29 protein-coding genes are annotated in these 26,174 nt (G+C 39.8%); 3 read left to right on the plus strand and 26 right to left on the minus strand.

All coding sequences use genetic code 11. From position 1 onward, the window contains the following. Positions 1-8 precede the first annotated feature (8 nt). Positions 9-464, minus strand: a complete 456-nt coding sequence (locus PASHI_RS10640; RefSeq protein ID WP_062565578.1) for a hypothetical protein — start codon at positions 462-464, stop codon at positions 9-11. Between the two features lie 184 nt (positions 465-648). On the opposite strand from PASHI_RS10640, the gene PASHI_RS10645 reads away from it, so the two are divergent. After that, positions 649-1,080, plus strand: a complete 432-nt coding sequence (locus tag PASHI_RS10645) for a hypothetical protein (RefSeq protein ID WP_062565579.1) — start codon at positions 649-651, stop codon at positions 1,078-1,080. A 310-nt stretch (positions 1,081-1,390) separates the two neighbouring features. On the opposite strand, the gene PASHI_RS10650 is transcribed toward PASHI_RS10645, so the two are convergent. The 7 genes from PASHI_RS10650 to hutH all read right to left on the minus strand — a co-directional run bounded on the left by PASHI_RS10650 (position 1,391) and on the right by hutH (position 8,122). Further along, the gene (locus PASHI_RS10650; RefSeq protein WP_062565580.1) at positions 1,391-1,948 is read right to left on the minus strand and encodes a YbhB/YbcL family Raf kinase inhibitor-like protein; all 558 of its coding nucleotides are present in this window, start codon (positions 1,946-1,948) and stop codon (positions 1,391-1,393) included. A 75-nt stretch (positions 1,949-2,023) separates the two neighbouring features. Continuing rightward, positions 2,024-2,836: a helix-turn-helix transcriptional regulator gene (locus PASHI_RS10655; protein WP_062565581.1), complete on the minus strand. Its 813-nt coding sequence runs from the start codon at positions 2,834-2,836 to the stop codon at positions 2,024-2,026. A gap of 176 nt (positions 2,837-3,012) precedes the next feature. After that, positions 3,013-3,375, minus strand: coding sequence for a hypothetical protein (locus tag PASHI_RS10660; protein ID WP_062565582.1), 363 nt, complete (start codon positions 3,373-3,375; stop codon positions 3,013-3,015). Between the two features lie 26 nt (positions 3,376-3,401). After that, complete coding sequence (locus PASHI_RS10665) at positions 3,402-3,794, minus strand: hypothetical protein (RefSeq protein WP_062565583.1); 393 nt, start codon at positions 3,792-3,794, stop codon at positions 3,402-3,404. 290 nt (positions 3,795-4,084) lie between these two features. After that, positions 4,085-4,495 (minus strand): GFA family protein, encoded by a 411-nt coding sequence (locus PASHI_RS10670; protein ID WP_062565584.1) that lies wholly within the window; start codon positions 4,493-4,495, stop codon positions 4,085-4,087. A 121-nt stretch (positions 4,496-4,616) separates the two neighbouring features. Then, complete coding sequence (locus PASHI_RS10675; protein WP_062565585.1) at positions 4,617-6,617, minus strand: urocanate hydratase; 2,001 nt, start codon at positions 6,615-6,617, stop codon at positions 4,617-4,619. Between the two features lie 11 nt (positions 6,618-6,628). Next, a complete protein-coding gene (hutH, locus tag PASHI_RS10680; RefSeq protein ID WP_062565586.1) occupies positions 6,629-8,122 on the minus strand; it encodes a histidine ammonia-lyase in 1,494 nt (497 codons plus the stop codon). A 120-nt stretch (positions 8,123-8,242) separates the two neighbouring features. On the opposite strand from hutH, the gene PASHI_RS10685 reads away from it, so the two are divergent. After that, positions 8,243-9,139 (plus strand): LysR family transcriptional regulator, encoded by an 897-nt coding sequence (locus tag PASHI_RS10685; protein ID WP_062565587.1) that lies wholly within the window; start codon positions 8,243-8,245, stop codon positions 9,137-9,139. Here the strand turns inward: PASHI_RS10685 and PASHI_RS10690 are convergent. The 8 genes from PASHI_RS10690 to PASHI_RS10730 all read right to left on the minus strand — a co-directional run bounded on the left by PASHI_RS10690 (position 9,117) and on the right by PASHI_RS10730 (position 12,659). Next, a complete protein-coding gene (locus PASHI_RS10690; RefSeq protein WP_062565588.1) occupies positions 9,117-9,614 on the minus strand; it encodes a hypothetical protein in 498 nt (165 codons plus the stop codon). The two genes, PASHI_RS10685 and PASHI_RS10690, sit on opposite strands and share 23 nt — an antisense overlap. Next, entirely contained in the window at positions 9,607-9,996 is a 390-nt protein-coding gene (locus PASHI_RS10695; RefSeq protein WP_062565589.1) for a DoxX-like family protein, read from the minus strand. The genes PASHI_RS10690 and PASHI_RS10695 overlap by 8 nt, the downstream gene beginning before the upstream one ends. 49 nt (positions 9,997-10,045) lie before the next feature. Then, a complete protein-coding gene (locus tag PASHI_RS10700) occupies positions 10,046-10,462 on the minus strand; it encodes a DUF805 domain-containing protein (RefSeq protein WP_082665559.1) in 417 nt (138 codons plus the stop codon). Positions 10,463-10,960: 498 nt separating this feature from the next. Next, positions 10,961-11,488: a DUF4240 domain-containing protein gene (locus PASHI_RS10710; protein WP_062565591.1), complete on the minus strand. Its 528-nt coding sequence runs from the start codon at positions 11,486-11,488 to the stop codon at positions 10,961-10,963. Further along, entirely contained in the window at positions 11,485-11,679 is a 195-nt protein-coding gene (locus PASHI_RS10715; RefSeq protein ID WP_036971837.1) for a YwbE family protein, read from the minus strand. Before PASHI_RS10715 ends, PASHI_RS10710 begins: the two co-directional genes overlap by 4 nt. 59 nt (positions 11,680-11,738) lie before the next feature. Beyond that, positions 11,739-12,185: a hypothetical protein gene (locus PASHI_RS10720; protein WP_062565592.1), complete on the minus strand. Its 447-nt coding sequence runs from the start codon at positions 12,183-12,185 to the stop codon at positions 11,739-11,741. Positions 12,186-12,187: 2 nt separating this feature from the next. Then, positions 12,188-12,460 carry a hypothetical protein gene (locus PASHI_RS10725; protein ID WP_055199120.1) on the minus strand — a complete coding sequence of 91 codons (273 nt, stop codon included), beginning with the start codon at positions 12,458-12,460 and terminating at the stop codon, positions 12,188-12,190. Next, the gene (locus PASHI_RS10730) at positions 12,453-12,659 is read right to left on the minus strand and encodes a hypothetical protein (RefSeq protein WP_054563817.1); all 207 of its coding nucleotides are present in this window, start codon (positions 12,657-12,659) and stop codon (positions 12,453-12,455) included. Before PASHI_RS10730 ends, PASHI_RS10725 begins: the two co-directional genes overlap by 8 nt. Positions 12,660-12,747: 88 nt before the next feature. Here PASHI_RS10730 and PASHI_RS10735 point away from each other — a divergent pair, with 88 nt between their 5' ends. Further along, the gene (locus tag PASHI_RS10735) at positions 12,748-13,554 is read left to right on the plus strand and encodes an ion transporter (protein WP_171037160.1); all 807 of its coding nucleotides are present in this window, start codon (positions 12,748-12,750) and stop codon (positions 13,552-13,554) included. 74 nt (positions 13,555-13,628) lie between these two features. On the opposite strand, the gene PASHI_RS10740 is transcribed toward PASHI_RS10735, so the two are convergent. The 10 genes from PASHI_RS10740 to PASHI_RS10785 form a co-directional block, all read right to left on the minus strand. Next, complete coding sequence (locus PASHI_RS10740; protein ID WP_062565593.1) at positions 13,629-14,009, minus strand: VOC family protein; 381 nt, start codon at positions 14,007-14,009, stop codon at positions 13,629-13,631. Positions 14,010-14,355: 346 nt separating this feature from the next. Beyond that, the gene (locus PASHI_RS10745; RefSeq protein WP_062565594.1) at positions 14,356-15,039 is read right to left on the minus strand and encodes a hypothetical protein; all 684 of its coding nucleotides are present in this window, start codon (positions 15,037-15,039) and stop codon (positions 14,356-14,358) included. A gap of 302 nt (positions 15,040-15,341) precedes the next feature. After that, positions 15,342-15,776: a GNAT family N-acetyltransferase gene (locus PASHI_RS10750; RefSeq protein ID WP_062565595.1), complete on the minus strand. Its 435-nt coding sequence runs from the start codon at positions 15,774-15,776 to the stop codon at positions 15,342-15,344. Between the two features lie 63 nt (positions 15,777-15,839). Then, entirely contained in the window at positions 15,840-17,297 is a 1,458-nt protein-coding gene (locus tag PASHI_RS10755) for an EAL domain-containing protein (protein ID WP_167542017.1), read from the minus strand. 240 nt (positions 17,298-17,537) lie between these two features. Then, on the minus strand, positions 17,538-19,496 hold the full coding sequence (locus tag PASHI_RS10760) for a methyl-accepting chemotaxis protein (RefSeq protein ID WP_062565597.1): 1,959 nt from the start codon (positions 19,494-19,496) through the stop codon (positions 17,538-17,540). Between the two features lie 285 nt (positions 19,497-19,781). Further along, the gene (locus PASHI_RS10765; RefSeq protein WP_062565598.1) at positions 19,782-20,393 is read right to left on the minus strand and encodes an FMN-binding negative transcriptional regulator; all 612 of its coding nucleotides are present in this window, start codon (positions 20,391-20,393) and stop codon (positions 19,782-19,784) included. A gap of 61 nt (positions 20,394-20,454) precedes the next feature. Next, complete coding sequence (asd, locus tag PASHI_RS10770; RefSeq protein WP_062565599.1) at positions 20,455-21,597, minus strand: aspartate-semialdehyde dehydrogenase; 1,143 nt, start codon at positions 21,595-21,597, stop codon at positions 20,455-20,457. A 119-nt stretch (positions 21,598-21,716) separates the two neighbouring features. Then, a complete protein-coding gene (yegS, locus tag PASHI_RS10775) occupies positions 21,717-22,613 on the minus strand; it encodes a lipid kinase YegS (RefSeq protein WP_062565600.1) in 897 nt (298 codons plus the stop codon). 370 nt (positions 22,614-22,983) lie between these two features. Then, positions 22,984-23,307: a hypothetical protein gene (locus PASHI_RS10780; RefSeq protein ID WP_130167573.1), complete on the minus strand. Its 324-nt coding sequence runs from the start codon at positions 23,305-23,307 to the stop codon at positions 22,984-22,986. 159 nt (positions 23,308-23,466) lie between these two features. Further along, the gene (locus PASHI_RS10785) at positions 23,467-26,100 is read right to left on the minus strand and encodes a TonB-dependent receptor domain-containing protein (RefSeq protein WP_062565602.1); all 2,634 of its coding nucleotides are present in this window, start codon (positions 26,098-26,100) and stop codon (positions 23,467-23,469) included. Positions 26,101-26,174 lie beyond the last annotated feature (74 nt).

The following is a 26,174-nucleotide window of genomic DNA, read 5'->3' on the forward strand; positions in this document are numbered from 1 at the left end:
GAAAACTATTATTGCTTTTCAAACACACAAGAAACATCAGGTTTACTCAGTGTATAAGTGATATTGCCATTGTCTTTAAAACGCAGATCTTCTGTTGTTGAACCGTTATCGTCTTCGTTTTCACAGCGAAAATATCGCTTGGTTCTAACAATGCCATTTACGAAGTATTTTAACTTCGAACTGACAACGCAAAAGTGTGGTATCTTTTTTACCTGCGTGCCGTTATGTAAGTCACTAAAATCGATTAACGTCCCTAAGCTAAAGCCTTGCGTTGATTCTTTTATCAATGAAAAAGATGCGTTTTGGCAAACCGCATCACTGCCCTCTTTTGTTTTGTAATCACCTTGTTTGTCTTTTATCAGTGCCAAAAACTGCGTTTTATTGCTCGGCTTTACATCCAGCAGAGCGCTGGCAATTGATGAGGTTGATAGTAAAAAAGCCACTAAACAAAAGTAATATCTCATTGAAAATCCATAAACTTATAGACACTTTACTAGCATAGCATGCTGATTAAGGTTGGTGAATTTATAACGTATTAGTTAATACGATTAATAAATGCTTTTGGTTCTATTTTATGAACTTTGCATAGGCAACCAATCTGTTTATATGCTATAAATTTTAATGATGATAATTTTTGGAGGGAATCAAATGAAAATAGTCAAACTCATCGCTTTAACCACATTTTTGGCCTTAACCAGTACTCAAAGCCTAGCGGGTGATGACGACTGGAAAACAATTGCAGAGAAAAAGGTCAGCTACAAAAGCGAAACCGATACCGTAAACCCTATTACCAGCAGCCGTTATAGTCACATTAAGGTTAAATGCACACATGGCACAGTGAACCTTAAAAGTATTAAAGTCATCATGAATAATGGTGAAGAAAAGGTATTTGAAAACCTGGGTGTTCTAACCAAAGGGATGTCATCACGTAGCTTAAGTTTACCAGACAAAAACGACGCTAAACTCGATAAAATAAAACTTGAATATGAATCGGTAGGCAGCACAGCACTTAGTATGGCTGGTGTGACCGAAAAAGCCGAAGTTGAAATCCTCGCGAAAAAAGCAAAGAAAGATGATTAAAGTTGCGAGTCAATGATGTTTGAGGCCATACACTTTCACAAGTAGCGGCCTCTTTATGTCGCAACTTTTTTAAGAGCAGACGCGCGAAACAAGTTTCACGCCTTCGAGTGCCCTTGTAGGTCGCCATTTATGGCGACAAAAACCGTGGAGATTTTCACGTAGGAACGGCTTCAGCCGTGAACCTTAGATGTTCGGCTTTAAAACGCCCTTGTAAACTTGTAACTCGATAACTTTACCCTTAATCGCGCTAAAGCACGACCTACAAACGCTCGAAACTTGCTAACTTTACCCTTGCAGCTCGCTAACTCTCTCAACGCTTATAAAGCGCCTCAATTGTTGCTGAATCAAGCGAATAAGCATTGATCATATAACCTGCTAACGCACCTGATGCGTTCTCTGGTAATTCAAGCTTTTGTGATAACGCATGAAGTGTAAATTGATATCTGTGAGCGCCATGACCTTCTGGTGGGCAGGCACCGCCAAAGCCTTTAAAACCATAATCATTTGTTATTTGTACACTCCCTTTAGGCAAAGCATTCTTGTCAGCATTTCCAGCACCGCTCGCTAAGCTTGATACTGATTTAGGAATATTCACAACTTGCCAATGCCACCAGCCACTGCCTGTAGGGGCATCAGGATCATAAACGGTCAATGCGAATGCTTCAGTTCCTTTAGGTGCATTTTGCCAAGCGAGTTGTGGAGAAAGGTTATCGCCATTACAACCAAACCCTTTAAACTCTTGCGCACTCTCCATAAAGTCACCATGGGCAATGTCTTTGCTTGTTAAGGTAAAAGACTCAGCGAATGTGGTGCTAGATAAACATAGCAAAAATAACGGTGTAGCAATTTTCAATGTTGATGATTTCATAATATTCTCCGATTAATAAGAATAATCATAATACCTAGCAAAGACAGATCAAATTAGTACCAAAACTGTCAATTATTAGCCTGCTTCGCTCATGATTGTTTTACGAAGGGCTGTTGGAGTCGTATTAAACAAAAGTTTAAACTTATCGGTGAATCTAGATTGCGACGAAAAACCACATTGCTGGGCAATAGTGCCAATAGATTGTGAGCTACTTTGAATTAAGTGTAGTCCATGGCTTAAACGCGCGTTATCTTTAATTAACTGAAAACTACTGTCTTCTGCGGTTAGCTTTCTTCTGAGTGTCGATTCGCTCATCGCTAACGTCGTTGCAATACTGCTTGCATCCCAATCACGCGTTAAATCACTCGCGATAATAGTATGTACTTTGTGAGTCAGTGTAGGTGGCTCAATAATTGAACCTAAGTCTTTGAAGCCCTGCGAAAATAGTACTTGCAGCAGCTCTTGTCTTCTAATTGGCCATAATTGTGGTGGTGTTACTGCAGCCCATTCAATAAATTGTTTTAAGGTCATTTGAAACAGTGGATCGACTTGCCCAGTAATAAACTTTTTCTTTGCTCCCGATTGATACTTCAAACACTCAAAGTCGGTGTAATCAAATTCAATCAATAACGCAATATAGCCAAAGTTTTGCGGAATATTGCGCATCGCAACCTGTGGTGTATTTGCCATAAAGACAAAATCACCTGCATCACAGTTAACTTCTTCTGTATCTATTAGCGTTTTGCTGCCAGATAACACAACGACAAGTAATGGGTTTGCGATAGGCACATTTACAATATGTTGTTCATCATTAGCGCAGTAAATCGAAAACGGTAAAAACGGATGTCGCTTTACAGTGCTTAAACCTATCTCTATCAATTCATTCATAATTTACAGTGTTTTTTATTGCTCTGAGCGGAACGGCATCATCCGTGAATTTTAGTTATTCGGCGTTGAAACGCCTCCGACCAACTTGTAACTCGCAAACTCTACCCTTCTATGTCGCTAACTTTACTCTCGTATCTCGCTAACTTTACTCTCGTAACTCGCTAACTTTACTCCAATTAAACAAGCATATTGTTTAACATCATTCCTGGCATTAAAAATACCATTGCAAAAGAGAATGATCCGGTGAGTGCAATTGCAAGACAGCAAAATGCCGTTTGCATTAAAAAGACGTTGGGTTTACCAGAGGCACTTTTTTGAAATGACACATAGGCAAGTAACAGATTTTCTCTAATTTTTTGAAGGTAAGAACGCACGACTCTGATGATAGGCAAGCTGTACATTGCTAAAAACGCAAATACAACTTCTATTCCACCAAAATGAAATAACAGTGCAATCTCAGGTGAGAACCAACCAACAATAGCTATCAAGCACCAAAATGCAGCTTTTTGGTATTTATTTAGTTCGTGCCATTTGATCATCGTCTTCCTTGTATTTCCAATTATATTTAAATTAAGTGAGCAGCTGATTTATCTAATTTAGTTATATACGCTTTAAGCTCTGCAAGCTTAAGTTTTTCGCCTTGGTGAGCATTCATCGCTTTTGCAAAGTAGCTATTGGCTTGATGCTGATCACCTTCATGCTCATAAATGAGTCCAATGCGCAAATAAGTAAAAGCAAGATTATTAGGACCTAATTCTGTTTGCAGCGTTTTAGCGCTATCAAGCTCAAGAATTCTTGCTAGTGCATTTAACGCATAAAGCGCACTATCGCTCGAACCTCTGATGTACTGAGAATGAGCAAGTTCAAGCTCTTTTTTAAGAAACTCAGCTGTAATTTCATTTGCGTTTGTAGGTACAGCTAACGAGACTAAAGCAGCTAAGGTTAAAACTTTAAACATGTTAAACCTCCTTTTAAAATGTGTTTTACAGATTAATCAAACTCGATTAACTGGTCAAACTTTACTCTCGTATTTCACTAACTTCTCTTTTGACGCGCTAAAGCACGTCCTACATAGTATCGCGCGAAACAAGTTTCACGCCTACGAAAGAAAACATTAGGCGCTAGGATTCAGGCTATGGGACGCGATGTAAAATCGCTGCTACTTGTTCGGCGTTAAAACGCCTCCTACAAACTTGAAACTCGCTAACTTTACTCTCGTATCTCGCAAACTTTCCCCTTTAATGGGGCTTAATCGCGACCAAAACCTATCTGCTTTTTGCCATTTAATCCTTTTTTATGCCATTCGGCTTGCTCTTCGCAGAATATTTGCGCGTCTAATTCCTTACTTGGCTCTTCATTTAAACTGCCTGCAGGTACAAGTAGATATTTACTGTCTTGTGATTCAAATGGCAGCGCTGAGCCACAGGTTTTACAAAACGCTCTAGACAATGCACGTCCAGGGTAATTAAACCGCGTGATGTGATGTTGGCCTTTACCCCATTCGATAGCATCAGGCGAGGTAAACAAATTTGCAGCGTGAGCAGTGCCAGTTAGTTTGCGGCATTGTTCGCAATGACAGAAGAAAAAACGCCTAAAGTTATCAGCGACTTTAAAGCTGACTTCGCCGCAGCAGCATCCACCAGTAAGTAGTCTAGTCATATCTATCTCCTTATTCGCCAAGCTAAAAATTTATTCCCTAAACGATGCGCTATTTAATAATTTTTGGCAATAAAAAAGGCCATGTTGCGTTTACAACATGGCCTTTTTGCATTGACACAACTTAGAAATCTAAGTTTGATAAAACTTCATCATCAACGTTATTAGACAAGGTCACTTTAAGTTTAGGGGTACGAGCCATTTCACGTTTAATCGCAAAATTAGCTTCTTCGTTACGCGCCCAACTACGACGAGCAATACCGTTGTTTACATCAAATAATAGCATAGATTTCAAACGACGCTCGGCAGCTTCACTACCATCTAGTAGCATACCAAAACCACCGTTGATCACTTCGCCCCAGCCTACACCGCCACCATTGTGAATAGATACCCAAGTAGCACCACGGAAACCATCACCAATTACATTGTGAATCGCCATGTCTGCTGTGAAGCGGCTACCATCATAAATATTTGATGTTTCACGGAAAGGTGAATCAGTGCCACTTACATCATGGTGGTCACGCCCAAGTACAACCGGACCAATTTCGCCACGATTAATGGCATCATTAAAGGCTTTAGCAATTTCAGCGCGGCCTAGTGCGTCTGCATAAAGAATACGAGCTTGCGAACCAACAACCAGTTTGTTTTGCTTCGCATCTTTGATCCACGTGATGTTGTCTTGCATTTGCTGTTGGATCTCTTCAGGTGAGTCCGCCATGATTTTATTTAAAACGTCTGCAGCAATCGCATCTGTTTTATCAAGATCTTCTGGTTTACCTGACGTACATACCCAGCGGAACGGGCCAAAGCCGTAGTCAAAACACATTGGGCCAAGAATATCTTGTACGTACGATGGGTATTTAAAATCAATACCATTTTCAGCCATTACATCGCCACCAGCACGTGATGCTTCTAGCAAGAACGCATTACCGTAATCAAAGAAGTAAGTACCTTTTGCTGTGTGCTTGTTAACAGCATCGGCGTGGCGCTTAAGCGTCGCTTGTACTTTTTCTTTAAATACTTCTGGCTCTTCACGAATTAAACGATTTGACTCTTCATAGCTGATATCAACCGGGTAGTAACCGCCTGACCAAGGGTTATGAAGTGAAGTTTGGTCTGAACCTAAGTGAATGAAAATATCTTCTGCTAAGAAGTTTTCCCATACATCAACCACGTTACCGATAAAGGCTATTGAAACCACTTCTTCATTTTGCTGAGCCGTACGTACACGCTCAACAAGCTCTGGCATGTTATCGATTAGCTCATCAACCCAACCTTGTTGATGACGCTTAATAGCTGCCTTAGGGTTAACCTCAGCACACACGGTAATACAGTTAGCAATGTTACCCGCTTTAGGCTGCGCACCACTCATACCGCCTAAACCAGCAGTTAAGAAGATCTTGCCTTTTGGTGATTCGCCTTTTTCGAGCACTTTACGGAACGCATTCATTACGGTAATAGTTGTACCGTGAACAATACCTTGTGGGCCAATGTACATAAATGAACCCGCAGTCATTTGACCGTATTGAGTTACACCTAGTGCATTGAATTTTTCCCAATCATCCGGCTTTGAATAGTTCGGGATCATCATACCGTTTGTTACAACCACACGCGGTGCTTCAACTGATGATGGAAATAACCCCATAGGGTGACCCGAGTACATGTGTAGCGTTTGGTCTTCTTCCATTTCGCTTAAGTACTTCATAGTTAATAAGTACTGCGCCCAGTTTTGGAATACCGCACCGTTACCACCGTAAGTGATTAGCTCTTCAGGGTGCTGTGCTACTGCAGGATCAAGGTTATTGTCGATCATTAACATGATAGCGGCAGCTTGTTCGCATTTAGCTGGGTAATCGTTGATTGAGCGCGCTTTAAGTTCATAGTTAGGCTTAAAGCGATACATATAAATACGGCCAAATTGCTTAAGCTCAGCGGCAAATTCGGCGGCTAATTCTTTGTGCCATTCTTTAGGGAAATAACGCAATGCGTTACGAATAGCTAATTGCTTTTCGTCAGCCGATAAAATGTCTTTACGTTTTGGAGCACGGTTTGCATCACTTGGATACGGTTTTGGCTCTGGCAATACGCTTGGGATACCTTGCTTAATTTGTTCTTGAAAAGTCATTATTTGCTCCCTTAGTTAACTTTAAACGCTTGCGATTTAACAAGTTCTACCATGGCATCAATGTCTGGCTTAAGTAAACGGTCTTCTTCTAGTTTGGTAACTTTGCTGCGAATTAACGCAAAGTTTTCTTCAATGATGTCTGAACACTTGTTAGGACGTCTAAATTCGATTGCTTGCGCTGCATACATCAGCTCAATAGCAAAGATTTTATCAAGGTTACCTAAAATCTGGTTTAACTTACGACCAGAGATACTACCCATAGATACGTGATCTTCTTGACCCATTGATGTTGGTACGCTGTCTGCTGATGGCGGGAAACACAATGATTTATTTTCTGTTACCAGTGCCGCAGTCACATATTGCGGGATCATCATGCCAGAGTTTAAGCCACCCGATGTCGTTAACAAGCGTGGTAAGCCGTGTAAGCCCTCAAGCAATAAATAACAACGACGATCAGCAATGTTACCAAGCTCTGCCGCTGCGATTGAAGCGTAATCTAAAACCATAGCAAGTGGTTGGCCGTGGAAACCACCACCCGAAATAGCTTCTTCTTCGCTGATCACAATTGGGTTATCTGTTACAGAGTTCATTTCTGTTTCAGCAAGCTCTTTTAAGTGGTAGTACGCGTTACGTGATGCACCATGAACTTGTGGAATACAACGCAGTGAGTAAGGGTCTTGAACACGGTCACAATCAGTGTGTGAAGCCATGTTTTCAGAGCCTGCAAAAAAGCTACGCATGCGCGCTGCAACTTCAACGTTACCTTTAAAAGCACGAATTGCGTGTAACTCTTCACGGAACGGCGATTCGCTACCTTGCATACCTTCAATGCTCATAGCGCCTGCAATATCTGCAAGGTCTAATAAGTAACGCATTTTAGTAAGCGCTGTAATGGCGTGCGATAAAATAAACTGAGTACCGTTGATTAACGCAAGACCTTCTTTAGCGTGCAGATCAAGCGGCTCTAAGCCATGCTCTTTTAATACCTCTGCCGCGGGTTTGATTGTGTCGTTTACCCAGAACTCGCCTTCACCTAAAAGAGGTAAGAATAAGTGTGATAACGGTGCTAAGTCGCCCGACGCGCCTACTGAGCCTTGCTCTGGAACAACTGGGATAATATCAAGTTCAATAAACTTAAGCATACGCTCAACAACGGTTAAACGAATACCTGAAAAACCTTGGCTTAATGCATGTACTTTGGTGATTAGCATCAGCTTTGAAATAGGTTTAGCGATTGGCTCCCCCACACCAACAGCGTGTGTGATTAATAAGTTTTTTTGTAATAGGTTGGTTTCTTCTGGAGAAATTTGTGTATCACATAATGGGCCAAAGCCCGTATTGATACCATAAATGGCTTTATCTGAGGCAGCCATTTTGTCTACGTTTTGGCGGCTTTTATTAATTTTATCAATTGCTTCTTGGCAAAGCTCTGCCTGTAACGTACCGGCTGCAATAGCATTAACGCTGTCTAACGTTAATTGGTCAACACCATACTTAAATGTCATTTATAACTCCTAAAGAACAGGATTAAGTTTTATTTAGATGGAGTCTAGCTTGCTCTAGTTGTTTTACAAATGCATAATTATCGTTATTCATTCCAGATTTATCGAACTAAAAGAAGAGCTATGCAAGTTCATGACGTAGACCTGCGCTTATTGCGCGTTTTTGTAGCAATTGTTGAGTGTGGCGGGTTATCAGCCGCAGAGTCACGTTTGAATATTGGCCGCTCCACCATCAGTGCGCATTTATCAGATTTAGAAGTAAGGCTTGGTATTAAATTATGTAAACGTGGCCGCAGTGGTTTTGAAATTACAGACGCTGGCGCCATCACTTATCAGGCATCGATAGAACTGCTTCAGCAATGCGAAGCCTTTGCTAATACCGTAGCCAGCTCTAAAAACGAGTTATCGGGACGTTTAAGTATTGCCATGATAGATACCATGGTCAGCGACCCACGCTGTGCCATTCCCCGCGCGATAGCAAGGTTAAAAGGCAAAGGTAAAAACATTCAGTTCGATATTAATGTGTGCGAGGCACGAGAGGTAGAAACCGCAGTAGCCAATGGCCGCTCGTTGGTGGGGATTGGTGTTAGCCGCCATCATATTCGCGGATTAAATTACACCGCCCTACATAACGAAACTAACTTTTTGTATTGCGCAGTCGGTCATCCATTATTTGAGTGTGAAGACAAACAAATAGATGAGCTCATTAAAGAAGCCGAAGTCATTACTAGTAACTACATGCGCGATAAAGAAAGCCGAAACGACGGATTAAACTATCAAAACAGTGCTGTTGCTTATCACGATGAAGGTATTGCACATTTAATTTTATCGGATGAGTTTATTGGTTATTTACCCGATCACTACGCACAGTTTTGGGTTGATAAAGGCATTTTCAAAGCTATCCAGCCAAAAAAATATCACTACGATATTCCAGTGGTATTGATCACCTCAAAAACAAACGCCAGCTCGCCTTTAGCAAATGCCATGATTGATGAAATTAAGCGTTGTTATTCGGTTTAGCTTTAAACTTTTTTATTAAACTAAAAGCAATCAAAATCAGACCAAAAATACCAAGCAATATACGAGCTATGTTGCTTTTAAATAGCGCCTGTTCATAACTTTGAATCATTTTACCATTAAGTTTTAATTGATGGACTTTATACGCTTCGGCACTTTTATCATACGAAGCCAAAATATGAACGTTATCATTTAAGCTAATTGGTAAGTTAGTTGGTCTAAGGAATGTAGTCGTCTTCTCAGTACCAACAACTGTCATGAGTTTACATTTAAATTTGCCACAATTTCTATGTGAATCATAAAAGCGTTGTACTACGCCCTGCTCATCTATTAGTTGCTCTTTTATAGGCAAATCCAAAAAATAGAACGCGGCAATAATCTGTACTAACCCTATAAAAAATAAATAAGAAGATAAAAATTTTTTTTCTTCTTTTTTTGTGAATTGAGTTATTGGTGACTGGTGCGGCGTATTAAGCATTGAGCTGTGGTTCTTTGAGTTCTTTAATTAATACGAGGCTAAAGGCGATCAAAGCAAGGTTTGTAGTCACAGGATTAAACGCTTCGACTAACAGTGCTGGTTGTAAAACAGCAACAAACAGCATTAGCCCTACTAAAGCAGCTATGTTGAGAATATTGATTAACATTGAACGATAGAAAATAAAAAACAGCACGGCAAATATAATTTCACCTATGCCAGCTGCTCGGGTAATGAGCGTTGAGATTTCAGCATTAAAACCAAAACTGGCCGTCATTTTTAGTTCAAGGGGGGCTATGTGAATAAGTTTTGGCATCAGCCCATGATAAAGCCAACTAAAGCTGATAATAAATCGAGCGATTTGAATCGTAGTTAAATGCTTCATCGGGTAAATTTACTTTGTGTGCTCTAATATTCAGAGCACACAGTATAGCTTATAAGCTAGTAGGTTGACCGAAACGGTTCTCAGCTTCATCACCTGCTAAAAAGCCATTTTCGATTAACGCCCAGATACCACCAATAACTGGAACTAAGCCAATCAATACCCACCAACCTGATTTATTACGGTCATGCCAGCGCTTTACTTGAACCGCAAGCGAAACCCACATAAGTGGGATATAAAAGATTAGTGTGATCACAGAGATTGCTGTTTCATTACCACCTGTTAATAATGCAACTACGAACATAAAAACAAATGAAGCTACAATAATACCTAAGAAAGAATACCAATAGGTCTTACGAGGAATACGACCTTTAAAAGAAAACAAAATTTCTTTCATGCTTAAAGTGGTTGTTTCTGTTGATGCTGTAGCAAGGTTTGATTCTGGGGCTTGATATACGTTTTCTGACACTGTCATTTCCTTTGATATGTGTTGTAGCAAACAGTTTTAATCTAGTCTGCTGATTTATGTTGTTAATAGTGCTGAATTAAGCATGAATAAGATAACACAAAATGATTGAATTTGGGTACTAAGAAATTGCTGGTAAACTTTATGCCTATGAACGTTATAATTTAGAAAATGGGTCTGAAAGCAACTCAGCTTTGAAATAACTTATCGCATCTTCAACATCAGAGAATGTTTTTTGCTGAAACTTAACCCCTCGTTCGAAGTAAAAAACCTCAATATGACTCTTTGCGTCGTAAATACAATGCCCTTCAATTCTTGGTAAAGTATCAATCGCATAGGTTTCTCTTTTAATGCCTTTTTTATTAAATACTGCTTTAGCTCAATAAGCTCCTGACGCATGTTAGCATTCACTTTATTAATATTATTTAATAACTTACTGAGTTTTCATGGTAAAAGCAAGTAACCTAAAGACATAAAAAAAGCACCCTTAGGTGCTGTTAATTAACTCGGTTGTTGCCAATATTTGGCGTATAAATTTGGGTAGGTTTGTTTTAAAAACTTAGCTTTATCTTTAAAACGTTTACCTTTTGGTTGCTCAAGGCCTGATGGCACAAAGGGTAATTCGTCATCATTACGTTCTTCGTAAAGCATACCAGCAATTAAATCGTACTCATCTAAATACGGGTAAGGCTGTTCGTTTAAATGATAAACTGGCGTACACTCGGCAATTGAGTCCGGGTTTTCAAGCGCCTTTAAAAAAGCCTGTTCACCACGTGAAATAAGCCAACATAAAAACTCAGAAAAACCATAATCATCGTTACAACCGGCCATTACATAAGCGGCACCAAATAGATCCCAGGTATAGGCTTTACGCATACGTAGGTTAAACTGCTTATCAAATTCCATCAGCTGCTGGTCAGATAAATCAGTCAGCTTTGCTTTTAATGCGTTACAAACAGACTCAGGCTCAGCAGTTTTATCTTCGGCGGTCACAAGTTGCCAAAATTCACTTTCGCTTAAAACACTCATGATAAGATCTCTTTCACGCGCCCTACTTGACCATCATCAAGTTGAACTTTAATACCATGCGGGTGGTTTGGGGATTTAGTTAATATACGTGACACCACACCTTGAGTTAACTGGCCTGTTCGTTGATCTTGTTTTAAAACAATGTTGACTTCGCAGCCAATTGAAATTTGTGAACGCGTAGGCACTGCCATTGCTATATCTCTTTCAATAATTTTTGCCGATTATAGCCATTTGCGGCTGGCTTACCAAATTAAACCTGTTTGATTGGGCTGTTTTTAAGCAGCGCCTTTGGCAATATCTCATTTAAACGTTTAGTGATTGCTTCAGCTTTGCCTTTTATTTGAAAGTCATAACCTTGGCCGTTACCATCTAAAATTACGGCTAAATAGTTATCAGCAACTTTCAGTTGCGTAATACGGCTTAATTCAAGAGTCTCTTCTTTATCGCCATAATAAACCTGCTTAACCGTTAAGCTTGTGCCTGTTGCCGTCAGTGTTTTACTAAGCGCTGATTTGGCAGCAAGTTTCTCTGTTGAGCGGTAGGCCTGTACCATAAAACCGATAGCAAATATAAAACCGGTAAAACTTGAAATAGGTAATGAGTCTGATTGCAAGCTGTACACACCTATACAAATAAATAACATAGCAAGGGCTAGATTTAACCTAACCATCTGTTTAGGGGTTAAATTTACGTACATTATTATTCCTTTAAAAACGCAATTGCTTTTGCATTGATAGCTAAATCTATAGCGCTCAATTCTTTGATAATTAAACTGGAAATTAACTGGGTTTGCTCAGCGGTTATCGGCAGCTCTTTACAATAACAACTTACTTTTAGTGATTGCGGTAGCTTTTTTAGGTCAGCAGTATGCGTTAACCATGAAAATTCTTGTACTTGTTCTTTTGCTTGTTCGCACGCTTGCGTTAATGCAACTCGAATAGCCTTATCTAGACGTTTTTCAGTTTTAGTCATGTTCTGCTTGTTGTTTTTTAAATTCTTCGTAGCTGTCTTGCTGGCGCTTTACGCACTCATGGTACTCTTTATCTGCCATATGATTGCATTCACTTAAACGCGCCGATTGAATTTCATGATAACGGGCATCTGAGCTACAAGCTGATAAAAGTATTGCAAGGGTCGCAATCACGGCCAATTTTAAGGCATTTAAAAACATTAAATTTCCTTTATGTAGTTATACATTGGTGCTGCGTTTTCCTGTATATTGCGTGGGTTTAAATATTATTACCAAAGGGTTCTATATGATGTTGTCGCAGTTACAACAGCTGTTTCAGCGTATCGATAAAAGTAAAATTTTTCAATCATTTGTTATTGCTGTCATTGTTATTTCAGCGCTAACAGTGGGTGCACACACCTACTCTTTACATCCAACTGCTGAGCTTGCCTTACATTGGATGGACTTAGGTATCACGGTATTCTTTTTAGTTGAGCTCGTGATACGGTTTATCGCAAGCCGTGGTTTTAAAGACTTTTTCACCAAAGGTTGGAATATTTTCGACTTTATAATAGTGGTGGGTAGCCTTTACCCCGCTGCTGGCTCTACGATTTTTATCGCTCGATTACTGCGTATTTTCCGCGTGTTGCGACTTGTATCTATGATCCCAGAGCTTAGACTGCTGGTTAACTCGCTTTTAAAAGCCATTCCACAAATGGGCTATATCGCCCTGCTCATGTTTGTAATCTTCTATATCTATGCCGCCATGGGTAGCATGCTGTTTGCTGATATAAATCCAGTACTGTGGGGTGATGTGTCTATTTCTATGCTCACATTATTTAGGATTGCCACGTTTGAGGATTGGACCGATGTTATGTATGAAACCATGGCTGTGTATGAACTCAGCTGGATTTTCTACCTAACGTTCATCTTCTTAACAGCCTTTGTATTTTTAAACATGATGGTTGGTGCAATTTTAGAAGTTATGTCTGAAGAGCATCGTAACGCCCGTGAAGAGCAAACATCTGATGCCGACATGCCTGCAACCAAAGGGCAAATTGCTCAGCTACAAGCTGAAATGGCTGAACTCAAACAACTACTGAAAGAAAAGCAGTGACGTTTTTGGAGCTAAGCTTTTTAGATAATAGTTTTTAGCTATTAGGCGCTAGGACCTAGACCCTAGCGCCTTTTTTACCCTCGCTTTTCTACCTTCCATGGTGGGTTTAAGCGGTTTTCTCCGGCCCAATATAATTTAATTTTATTCCCTGATGGGTCTTTTAGAATTGCTTCTGTCCATAAATAACGCTGGGCTGTTGGCGGCTGTTCAAAGCTAATACCTTTTTTAACAAGGCTTGCATAGAGCTCATCGAGCTGCTCATGTTCAAAATAAATGACCGCACTATTACTAAACTCTTCAGTTTCTAATGACAGCGAAAATGTAGCATCACCATCTGGGCATTGAAAGCGTGCGTAATGCGGTGTATCTACTATCTGAATCATTCCTAGTGTTAAGTAAAAAGCTACCGCTTCATTCATATCCTTTACAGGTAACGTCACCTGATTGAGATTCATTTGCTACTCCCATGTAATGCTTTATTCGTTACATCAGCATATCGCGTTCATTAAATTAAGCAAAAGATAAGTTATGAGTTAGCGAGTTGCGAGAGTAAAGTTAGCGAGTTACGAGAGCAAAGTTTGTAGGAGGCGTTTCAACGCCGAACAAGTAGCAGCGATTTTACATCGCGTCCTAGAGCCTTAATCCTAGCGCCTAATGTTTTCTTTCGTAGGCGTGAAACTTGTTTCGCGCGTTTGTTTATAAGAGGCGTTTCAAACGCCAAACATTTATGGTTCACGGCAAAAGCCGTTCCTACATAAAAATGTTTAAGGTTTTGTCGCCATAAATAGCGACTTACAAAGACTAGCCATTGGTAAAAACTAATTGAGATGGGTTGTCTGTTTGAATAAACAAGACTCTTGTCACTGTTGAACCTGATTCGTCTTTTGATGTGTTTGTGAAAAGGTAGTTTTCATCAAAAGTACTCAACTTATCAAGATCAAAATCAGAGTTAGCCTCATGGTGAAATGACATAGCACAGACTTTACCTCTGCAAGCAAAGTCTTCAGCATAAACATCGTTTGTGCGAATTTGATTCAACATCTCGAGCAGCTTAACTTCTCTTTCTATTGAATTATCGGTTTCTTCTGCACCTCGTACATTATTCAAAAAGTCATGAAATTCAGGAATTGTGATTGCGCCAAATACGCTTTGCTGTTTAATTTGCTCATTATCAGTGATGAATAAATTGGTAACAGATTCTGATGATGAAAAATGTCTATCAGCTAAATTCGTTTGTTGACCTTGCTCTTCACTCACCTTATTACCTTCAGGATCTGAACTGGCTAATTGTTTAACTTGAATAGTGCTTTGATGTGTATCTTTGTTATTCGCCGAGATCACTTCTTTATTAGAATCACTGTTAACTTGACTCTCTATTACGGTAGCCGTCACCTCACTATTGTTGCTCGATGAAGTAACCAAATAAGTTATTAGCGAACTGATAGCAATCAAAATTAAAACTGTGAATCCATTTAGTTTAACCATTACTAAAATCCTTTTATTTTTAAACCTTAATTCCTTGAAAATACAATAGATTATTTTGTATGACAAGTAATGATTTTTTAGTTTATAAGATACAAGGGGAAGTTTGTAGGAGGCGTTTCAACGCCGAACAAGTAGCAGCGATTTTACATCGCGTCCCAGAGCCTAAATCCTAGCGCCTAATGTTTTCTTTCGTAGGCGTGAAACTTGTTTCGCGCGTTTGTAGGTCGTGCTTTAGCGCGTAATTTGAAAAATGTTCAAGGTTTTGTCGCCATAAATGGCGACCTACATGGCTGAAGCCGTTCCTACACGAGCTCCATATGCAATATTGGAAAAGGCTTGCCCATATCATCTAAAGGGGAACGTGAGGCAACTTTAAAACCCATATGCTGATAAAACCCAACTGCAAGTGGGTTTTGCTCATTTACATCCACTTTGTTGGCGGCTAATTGCTCAACCGCAAAGTTAAGTAGGGCTTTACCTATGGCCTTACCTCTTGCGGCATTTAAAATAAACAACATTTCTATTTTGCACTCATGTACGCCAACGAATCCTAAAATTGTTTTATTTTCATCCTTAATGCACTTTAAAGTCACATTAGGAAACGCCTGCTCAATGATGATTGGCTTAAAAAAGGCTATGTCGTCTTCTGTTATAAAATCATGAGTTGCTCGTACTGAGTTTTCCCATACAGCAAGTAGCTCTGGGTAATCTTGAGCGTTCACATTGTCTATTTTCATTATTTGCCATTTTGTTCTACATTGATTGCCGGTTACATACTAATGTGTAACAGCAAAATAAGTCTAGAGCGTTTGAGCATTGTCATTACCAACTAAAGCACTTTGTAACTCTTGCAAAGACAATGATTTATAAAAATACCACCCTTGTATTTGGTAATCCTGGTTATGACTCTCGATAAAATTGTACTCGTCCACAGTTTCAACCCCTTCAAAGATAACAGTTCGGTTCAACTCTGAGACTAATGACATTATCGCCAAAATCATTTTTTGCTTAACACCATCTGTAATTGATTGGGTAAATACCTTATCTATCTTGATTACATCAAAGTTGATTTCTGTAAGCCACACAAGGTTAGATACCCCGGTTCCAAAATCATCGAGCGCTATTTTAAAGCCATATTTTTTAGCCTTTAAAGCGAAGCAAGCTAATAAAGTTAATGGCAGGCCAATGCGCTCTGTGATCTCTATCTTTACTTGCTCACTCCTTAGCTCATGCTTACTGCAAAGCTGATGTAAGTAATCTAAAAACTCGGGGTTTTCAATTTCATATGCATTAACATTAATTGCGACAGAAAAACCATGATCGGTTTTCATAATTGGTGCTAATTCTTGAAGGGCCTTCGTCGCGCATTCATAGGCCAACATAGGATACAAAGATAACTGCTCAGCAACACCTAAAAATAGTTCCGGTGAAACCTGGCCATGTATTTCGTCTTTCCAGCGGACTAAACTCTCAACACCAATTATTTTGTTAGTTTTAACATCTATGATGGGTTGATACTCAAGATACAACTGTGCATTTTTGATTGCACTTCGAAGTCTGAATTCCATGGAGTTTTGCATATCAAAATATGAGCTCAAAGAATAGGCTATTAAAAAGCTAATTAAACCAAGCATACATATGATCAATACAGATATATACAGCGGGAAATACAAAATACCTGGGCGATTATTCTCAGTGACAACACAATAAGAAAATTGTGTACTACACGTTTCTACCTGTTGCGTTGGTAAAAATGTTTTGCTGTTAAATTGATATTGGGTTTCATAGTGATGAAAAACATACTCTTTATTTTTAGAAATAATTTTAAATTCAAAGTGCTTATTTAATTCATCAATATGTTTAAAAGGCTTGTTTACAGTGAATGCGATGATATCGTCACGTTTAGTGACGTCATACTTTGTTTCTACCGGAAAAACACCCGCAACCTCTGCTGCAAAATCATATCCTGAAGATGAATTATATAATTGCTGAGTAAGTAAAGTTGTTTTATCTAACTTACCCCAATTTGCAGAGCACTTAACCTTACCTTTTCTAATTAAACCTAGATCATGAACGTATTCATAATTTGCCAAAATCACCCGTAATTTATTAATGGTTTGAGTGTCACATTGACGAGATGATATCTGTGACGCGGCATTTATTGCTGATGAGATATCTGCAGATATATGCTCAGCCTTATTTAATAAAACGTTCGAAAATTGCTTTTGGTGTCTTACCTGAAAATAACTTACAGACACATGAAAAACGCAGGTTAGAAAGAACATTAGTAAACAAACAATAAGTGGCAATTTGTTAAAGTTGAATGTTCTTCCCTGCATAGCTCATTACTGTGTTGTTGGTTGCTGTTAAAAATTAATCATATTGTATTATTAAATCAAGTCCTAGAACCTAAAACAGGTAATTATTATTTGATAAATTGATCCAGCTCGTAAGTCTACTTAAAAACAAATAGCAACAATGTTTCAATAATGCCTCACTTACACTTTAAATTTACCCACTAAATCTGTCAGTGTATTCGATAACAGGTTTAGTTTCTCTCCATTGCCTCTTGCACTATCGGCAATTTCGCTTACATCATCAGCCGCATTTTTTATTTCAACAACATTGCGGTTAATGTCTTCGGCTACATGCTGTTGCTCTTCGGCTGCAGTGGCAATTTGTGTATTTAAATCGCTAATATTGACGATAGACGCGGTTATTTCGCTAAATTGTTGCTGTGCTGAATGAGCTAAATCAACTGTTTTGTTTGTACGGTTTAAGCTGGTTGTCATCTCTTTAGACACTTGATCAGACATTTTACGTAACGTATCTAACTGACTTGCTATTTCTTCTGTTGATTCTGAGGTCCTTTGTGATAACGCACGCACCTCATCTGCAACTACCGCAAACCCTCGACCATGGTCGCCTGCCCTCGCCGCTTCAATTGCTGCATTTAAGGCTAACAAATTGGTTTGCTCTGCAATGCCTCTTATCACGCTTAATATCGACATGATGTTTTCGCTTTCAGCGTCGAGTTGGTTTATATCTTGGGTTGCTTTGGTGATCACCTCAGACAAAGACACAACACTATCAACCGTTTCAGATATAACACTTTGCCCAAGCTCAGAGGCCTGCTGTGTTTGCGATGCAAGCTCGGCTGCATTGGCACAACTAGCAGATACTTCATTAGCAGTCGCTGCCATTTCATTAATTGCTGTGGCCGCCATTTCAAGGGCTTGTTGTTGCTGTGATGTTGAGCCAGATAACTGTGCCGCCTGTGATGATGTTTGCGCTGAGGTATCACTAACATTTTGCGCACAATCATTAATTTGCGTGACTAAATCCGATATTAGATTCAAAAATAAGTTAAAGCTGTTAGCCAGTTTGGCCGTTTCATCGCGTGTTTTAATCACTAAACGTTTAGTTAAATCACCACCACCTTGCGATATCTCGGTAAGACCATCACTTACTTCAACAATAGGTGCAGAAATTAATTTAGAAATATAGCTAGCAACTAAAATGAACACAGCAATCAAGATTGCACTGATGACTAAAATAGTAATCGTCATTGCGTTTGCAGCACTCATCACTTCAGATTTTTCAACTAAACCTATAAATTTCCAGCCTAGTTCTTGCGAGGTGTAAATATTCGCTAAGTAATCTTTGCCATTAATGTCAATTTCAAATTGCCCCTGATTATTATCAGCGAGCTGTTTGTATTTTCCGTTATTGACTTGTGCTAGCTGCTTAAACCTGTAATCAGCATTTTTAATGTCAACGAGTATATTGCCACTATCTTCAATCAACATTAAATAGCCAGTTTCACCAAGTTTAATGTTCGCAATAATATCGGTAAGGCCCTGCAAGGATACATCCATGCCCTGCACACCAATAAACTCTCCTGCTTGTTTAATCGCTTTAACAGTAGAAACAATGACCATGTCATCGGCTGCCCAATAATAGGCATTGGTTCTTACCGTTTTACCATCTGCTGCTTTGCCTGTTTCGTACCAAGGCCTTACTCTTGGATCATAATTCGCTGTAACTTCACCCTCTGGCCATTGAATATAACCGCCTTGCTCATTACCCATATAAATATAAGCAAGTCCCGGGTGGGTGGCGCCAAAGTGATCAAACAAACTAAAGGCGTTTTGTTCGGTGCTACTACCACTTAAATGATCAAGCTTTTCTGCACTAGGTGACTGTATATGGGTTTTAACGCCTTGCTTGGCGTCTAAGATAGCGGCATGGGATGCAAGGTAATCGACGTTTTTTTCGATTTCGGCAAAAAACATACTGATACCATTATCGACTTGTCTTGCTTCTCTTTGACTAAGCTCGGCAAAACTATCGAGGGCTTGCTGTCTTGTTTGTGTAATTACAAGCACAGCAATGATGATGAGTGGCAGCACAATTGCTGACGCAAAGGCGAGTTTTAATTTTTTTGAAATGTTCATAGCCAACTTCCAACTAAGCACTTAAGAAAATATAGTGAGGCCTTGGAAGTTCGGCAAATAATTAAGTGTTTATTTTTTCGGAGCAAAGTAGATTAGACTAAATAAAATCAATGAGTTTTACATATCTTCTAAGATTGCTTTAACTCGAATCTTACTTTCTCAAAATATGACATTTAGTTGACAGACACATGGAATGTACTAACTTTAACATTAGTAATTAACATGCTTTTAACAAAGCCATGCTAGATACTTTCCAACCAATTGGCAGCATTTGCGGGATGCAAATTAGCTGCCTATTCCTACTTTATGTTTAAGCATATAGCTAAGTAAAGCTTGGGCATCTGGGTGTTTATCTGATTTTAACCCTGTTACAACACCTTGTTGATCCGCCGCCGATTTATGCTGGCCTAACTTCTCTTTTGCCTGAATTGAATCAAGTTCGATTTTAATACCCACTATGCCACGAAGTAACTTGGCTTGATAATCAACTGGCAACAAACTGGTGTCGTTTAAAATACTTGGCTCGTATTGGCTAATTAGCTCATCTAGGCAGACTAAGGTGTTGTCATCATCGAGGTATTCTACTTTGCCCTGGGCATGCACCGCAGCGTAGTTCCAGGTCGATACAGCTGGCTTCTCACTATACCAAGTGGGTGAAATATAACTATGCGGCCCATTAAAAACCACTAATACACGGGTACCTTGCAAGCTTTTGCCATGACGATTCGCTCGTGACACATGACCATATAAGGTACCAAACTCGCCCTCATCGGGTTTATACACTAATGGTAAATGAGTTGCCTCAAACTCACTATCAACCATCAATGCAAAGCTGTAGGTTTTGATGAACTGCGATACTCGCTCTGGTGTCATTTTCCATTTATTAGGGGTGTGCATTACTTTCCTTTAGTGCTAAAAAAGGCCAGCAAACTGCTAGCCTTAATATTGAGTTGTGTGATTAATGTTGACCATCAACAATAATGCGTAACATACGACGAAGTGGCTCAGCTGCACCCCATAACAGTTGGTCACCCACTGTAAATGCACTGATGTATTCTGGTCCCATCGCTAATTTACGAATACGACCTACCGGAATAGACAGTGTGCCAGTTACTTTTACAGGCGTTAAATCAGTTGATGTAATGCCACGATCATTCGGGATCACTTTTACCCACTCATTGTGAGAAGCAAGAATTTCTTCAATTTTCTCAACGCTAATGTCTTTGCGCAGCTTAATTGTCATTGCTTGTGAGTGACAACGCATTGCGCCAATGCGAACACATAAGCCATCAACAGGGACAGGTTGTTCGCTACTACCTAAAATTTTGTTCGCTTCAACTTGCGCTTTCCACTCTTCTTTACTTTGACCGCTTGGCATTGGTACATCAATCCAAGGGATAAGGCTACCAGCTAGAGGAACACCAAACTGGTCTTGTGGTAAATCGCTTGAGGCAATTTTTTCGGTGACTAACTTATCAATCTCAAGAATCGCAGCATTTGGATCTGCAAGCTTGTCTGCCACTGTTTCGTGAATTGCACCCATTTGCGCAATTAACTCTTTCATGTTGCGTGCGCCTGCACCAGAAGCCGCTTGATATGTCATTGGGCTTACCCATTCAATCAAGTCTTGCTCAAATAAACCGCCTAGGGCTAATAGCATAAGTGATACGGTACAGTTTCCGCCCACATAGGTTTTAACACCTCGCTCTAAGCCTGCACTGATAACGTCTTTGTTTACTGGGTCTAGCACAATAATACTGTCGTCACTCATACGCAGTGCCGATGCCGCATCAATCCAATAACCTTGCCAACCTGATTCACGTAATTGCGGGTAAACGGCTTTGGTATAGTCACCGCCTTGGCAAGTAACAACAATATCCATCTTCGCAAGCTCAGCGATATCATTGGCATCTAAAAGCGGTTTAGCAGGACCCGCAAGATCAGGACCTAATTGACCGGTTTGTGAGGTGGTGAAAAAAGTCGTGTCGATATTAGAAAAATCATTTTCTTGCTGCATACGTTCTAATAACACAGAGCCAACCATGCCCCGCCAACCGACTAATCCTACTTTTTTCATTGTTTGTTCCACTGTTTGATTCATTCAAATTACCTAAACTGTTAAAAATTAAAGTCCATTGCGTGAGAGTTTAATTTTTACAGAAGTAATCTAGCATTGCGGCCCAAGCAAAACCAGCGCTAACCGAGTAACATCAAAAATTTTCATCTTAGCATCGGGCAAGCCTCTGGCAGCACTAAGTTAAGCGCACCAACATGCACTTCAAAACGCTGTTGTTTTGAGGTGATTGGCTCGCCATCTAAGTTTATTGGCATTTCTGTTTGTGTTTGCCATTCGAGCCATGGCACTTGAAAGCGTTTTACCCACTGTTGTGATGAATTAGGATAATTGCTTAGCTCTTCGATAACCGCTGGTACATCTGAAATTGCAAATGATGTAAACGCCACTAAATCAACCAAGCCATCATTTATGTACGCATGTGGCGCAAGTGACTGGCCACCGCCCGCTTGGCGGCCATTACATACGGCAGCGGCAATAATATCGCCCGAAGTACGTTCACCATCAGGCAGCGTTAACTCGCCACTGTAAGGGACAAAACTCAGCGCTTGTACAAGACCAGCCAAGGTATACGCCCCACCACCGAGTAAGTTTTTCAGTGCAGGCGGTGTGGTTGCGGTAATTTTTGCCCCAAAGCCAGCACTGGCTACGTTCACAAAATAACGCTTATCAACCTCTACGGTATCAATTGCATGCGGCTGACCATCTGCGGCAAGTTTCAGTGCTGGCAAGTACCCATGAGGAATATTAGCGGCTGTAGCAAAATCATTCGCTGTGCCCATAGGTAAAATAGCAAGCTCTAAACGTTGTGACTTTTCCAGTTTCATTAATGCATTAACGGCTTCATTAACGGTGCCATCACCACCAGCTACGACAACACGTTTTACACCCTCTGCCACGGCTTCATTAATAAAGCGCTCAATGTCACCGCCTTCATAAGTAACACGCACTGCAAGTGGCTGACTGGTTCGAAATTGACCGATAGCGTCACGAAGCTGCTCATCAGCCGCTTTTTTGCCATTTATAATTAACCGTAAGTCCATTTTTAATCCCTGTTTTAACACTTAGAACTACCATAACACGCAATGGTTTAATATACCCAAACTACCTCAAGATGCGAGTTTCAGTTGGAATTAAAAGCGATTTAGGCAAGGCATTGATTGCAAGTAATAGTGGTTCTATTGTTAAAATCAATAACGCAGTATAAATCGCTTTTAAACCAACCCTTTGGGCGCTTCACAGGCACTTACTCTCATCGTTGTTACTTCTTAAAAGGGACTGCCATTCTTGCAAAGTAACGCCTTGATATTAAGCACCTGTGAAACGCTGAATTCTGCATCTTGAGGTGGTTTGGGTATAGAAACAAAAAAGCCCTGCTAGTGCAGGGCTAAATCAACGTTAGGATTTATACAATTAAAAATCTAAAGATGTAGCTATTACTGTTAATTGATCATCAGCATCATTATCACCGCAATTTGCATTTGAATTAGTAATAACGCTTCCATCCATCTCAACAACGGATAATTTTAAAATCTTATTAGCCAATGCTGCATTTGTAATTAAAATCAAATCACTTTCATCTTTAATATCATAAGTATTTGAAAATTGAGCTAGTGAAACCTTTACCTTACCATTTGAAAGCTTATACAGCTTATCTACATATCCTTCACATTGGGTTGCATTAACTGAGAATGAGCATAAAGCACTTAAAATCACTACTGATAACATGTTCTTCATAATTAACTCCATTGTTCCTTGTTAAATCAGCTATAAATACTCATATATTTCCATGACAGTTGTATATTATTTAAATTACAAAAAAATTAAAAAAGCCCTGCTAATGCAGGGCTAAATCAACGTTAGGATTTATTATTGTATCCTTCCTTGGTCAGAGATTTAAAACTGATATTTGTACTCAATTGAGAACTCAGTGCCTTTCTCTTTAGAACGAGTTAAGGTACCCGCTGACTCTATTTCAGATTTTGCGCCCAAGATATTCGTCACTTTGAACTTCAAGCTTGAGTTGAAATCAGGGAAATAGGTGTAGTTAAAGTCTAGAGAGTGGAAAGGTTGCTCCATCCAGTCTTCTTGACCTTCAATGCCAGGAATTATAATTCGCTCACCAAATACGTTATAGATTAGTGTTGAAGCATGTTGCCCACTAGGTGCGTCATAACCTAACTGCATATTCACAACATATTTTGAATGACCCGTCATGCGACGTGTTGTATTTGTAACCGCTGCAGAAACCCCTGTTTGTTCAACAATCGCCTGACGGTCCATGTTGATTTCTGAGTCACTTAAAGTCACGTTACCTGTCATGAACACGTCTTGCCAGAATCCACCTAAGAAAGCGAAATCTTTCAGGTATTCAAATTCAACACCAGCAACATAACCATCTTCTGCATTAGCAATACGTACCAATGGTGGACCATCTTGTGCAGGTGATTGAACAGACTCAATTGGATCAACCATGTCTTTATAGAACACACCAACAGAGAAGTTCTCGCCCGTATCAAAATAGTTTTCCCAGCGGAAATCATAGTTTTTGATTTGCGTTGTACGTAAACCAGGCGTACCACCTACAGGGTATTCAGTAAGCGGATCGATGTAAGTTGCATCAGAAATCTCACGTAAATCTGGACGAACAACTGTTTCACCATAGCTTAATCGCCACTGCGTTTCGTCGTTTTGCACATAAGTTAAAGCAAGTGCGCTATAAACGTCATCTTCACGGAATGCGAGCTGATCTAACTCATCATAATCGATTGAAGATGCAAGGCCACCAGTAAATGGGTCAAGAGGAACAGATACTTGACGGAAATCTTCCCAACGTAAACCACCGGTAATACGCCATGTGTTATTGAAGAAGAAATCAGCTTCGAAGTAGTATGCATCCACTTTCTGCGCTGACTTATAGTCATCGCCTGAAACCGTTGTGTCGTTTAAGATTGGCTGCGTTAGTGACGCGTTTGTAAGTACATCATCAGATAAAATGGTGTTTAACTCATTTCCGTTTAAGTCAACATCTGAGAATGCACGTGTATTGATATCAAAACGACGGTTAGTTGCTGAACGCTCTTTAGATATAAAGTCAGCACCTGATTTAAGCTCAACATCCACGCCATCTAACATAATAGGCAACGTAAAGTTAAAACCGTAGTTCTCTACTTCATCATCCAAATCTTGGAAAGTGTAACGTGCAGCTGTTGTTGCATTGGTTAATGCGCTTTCGTTTACTGTATCGTAAAACCCATCTTCGTTAGCATCAGTAACGATGAAACGAGTTTCCATGTTACCTGGTGCGTAACGGTTTGAGCGACCAATTGAATACTTCCAGTCAAAACCCGCGTAATTCAACCAATCAAAAGTATGCATACCTTTTAACTGATTAACGATCAGCTCACGCTCTTCATAACGAACATCGTACGAGCGTACACGCTTGTTGTCTGAGGTATTGTTGTTTTGGTCAATACCTAAACGGTCTGAAATTTTATCTTCAGTATCACGTAAGATTAATGCTGTGTAGTCAATTTTATGCGCTTTGTCATACTCAACACCAACAGTAACCATACCTGATGTTTTAACCGTGTGTTCTGTACTTAGTACTTGGTCATAACCACGGATCATGGTTGTTGAGTTTTCACCAATCAAGAAGCCTTGACCTTGATACTCATCTGCAACAACATGCTTATTATCATAACTAAGCGACGATAAGAAACCATAGCGCCATTTATCTGATTCGAAGCTATTACCTAATGTGGCAGTGAACTTCGTATTCGGATCAACCTTTGCTGATTTTGGATCATATTCGCGATTTAACGACAGTGCTAAAGCACGGCTTTGCTCAGGTGTTAAATCATCAAGCGATTGACCACTTTGGTATACATCAAGGATAGGACGTGGAATTTCGCGTGTGCCATCGTCAACACCGTACCAGTCATCCGAACCACCGCTGTATTCAAGACCATCATCAAAGTTATTGGTGTTGTAACCAAGCTGACCCGTCACATCAAATACAAATTGATCTGGAATTGATTTCAAACGAATATCAACGTTACCACCACCAAAAGACGCTGGCATTGACGGTGAATACGATTTTTGTACTGATAAACTTTCGATAATACCTGATGGAAATAAATCCAGTGGTAATACCGAACGCGTTGGATCTGGGCTTGGTACAGCAGAGTTATTTAACTGTGTACTTGAATATCGCTCACCTAAACCACGAACATAAATAAACTTACCATCAACAAGTGTTAAACCTGTTACACGGCGTAGCGCTGCAGCAGCGTCACTATCACCACTGCGTGAAATTTGCTCTGCACCCATAATATCAGCAACGAATGCTTGCTGTTTACGCTCTTCTAGAACAGCTGTTGCAGTGCCTTTTAAACGACTTGCACTAACAACAACTTCTTCAAGAACAGCTTCTTCGTCTACTTCAGCTGCGTGTGCTGAGACACTCAAGCCGCATAAGATAGCTGCGCTTAGTGCTGTTAAGCTGAACTGTTTTGAATATTGTTTCATGTTTACCTCTATCTGAAATAAGTTACAGAAAGTTGTTTAAAGGTGCTAAACACGTTGTTTAGCACCTCGCTTAC

Source organism: Pseudoalteromonas shioyasakiensis, from assembly GCF_001550135.1.
GTDB classification, from domain to species: domain Bacteria; phylum Pseudomonadota; class Gammaproteobacteria; order Enterobacterales; family Alteromonadaceae; genus Pseudoalteromonas; species Pseudoalteromonas shioyasakiensis.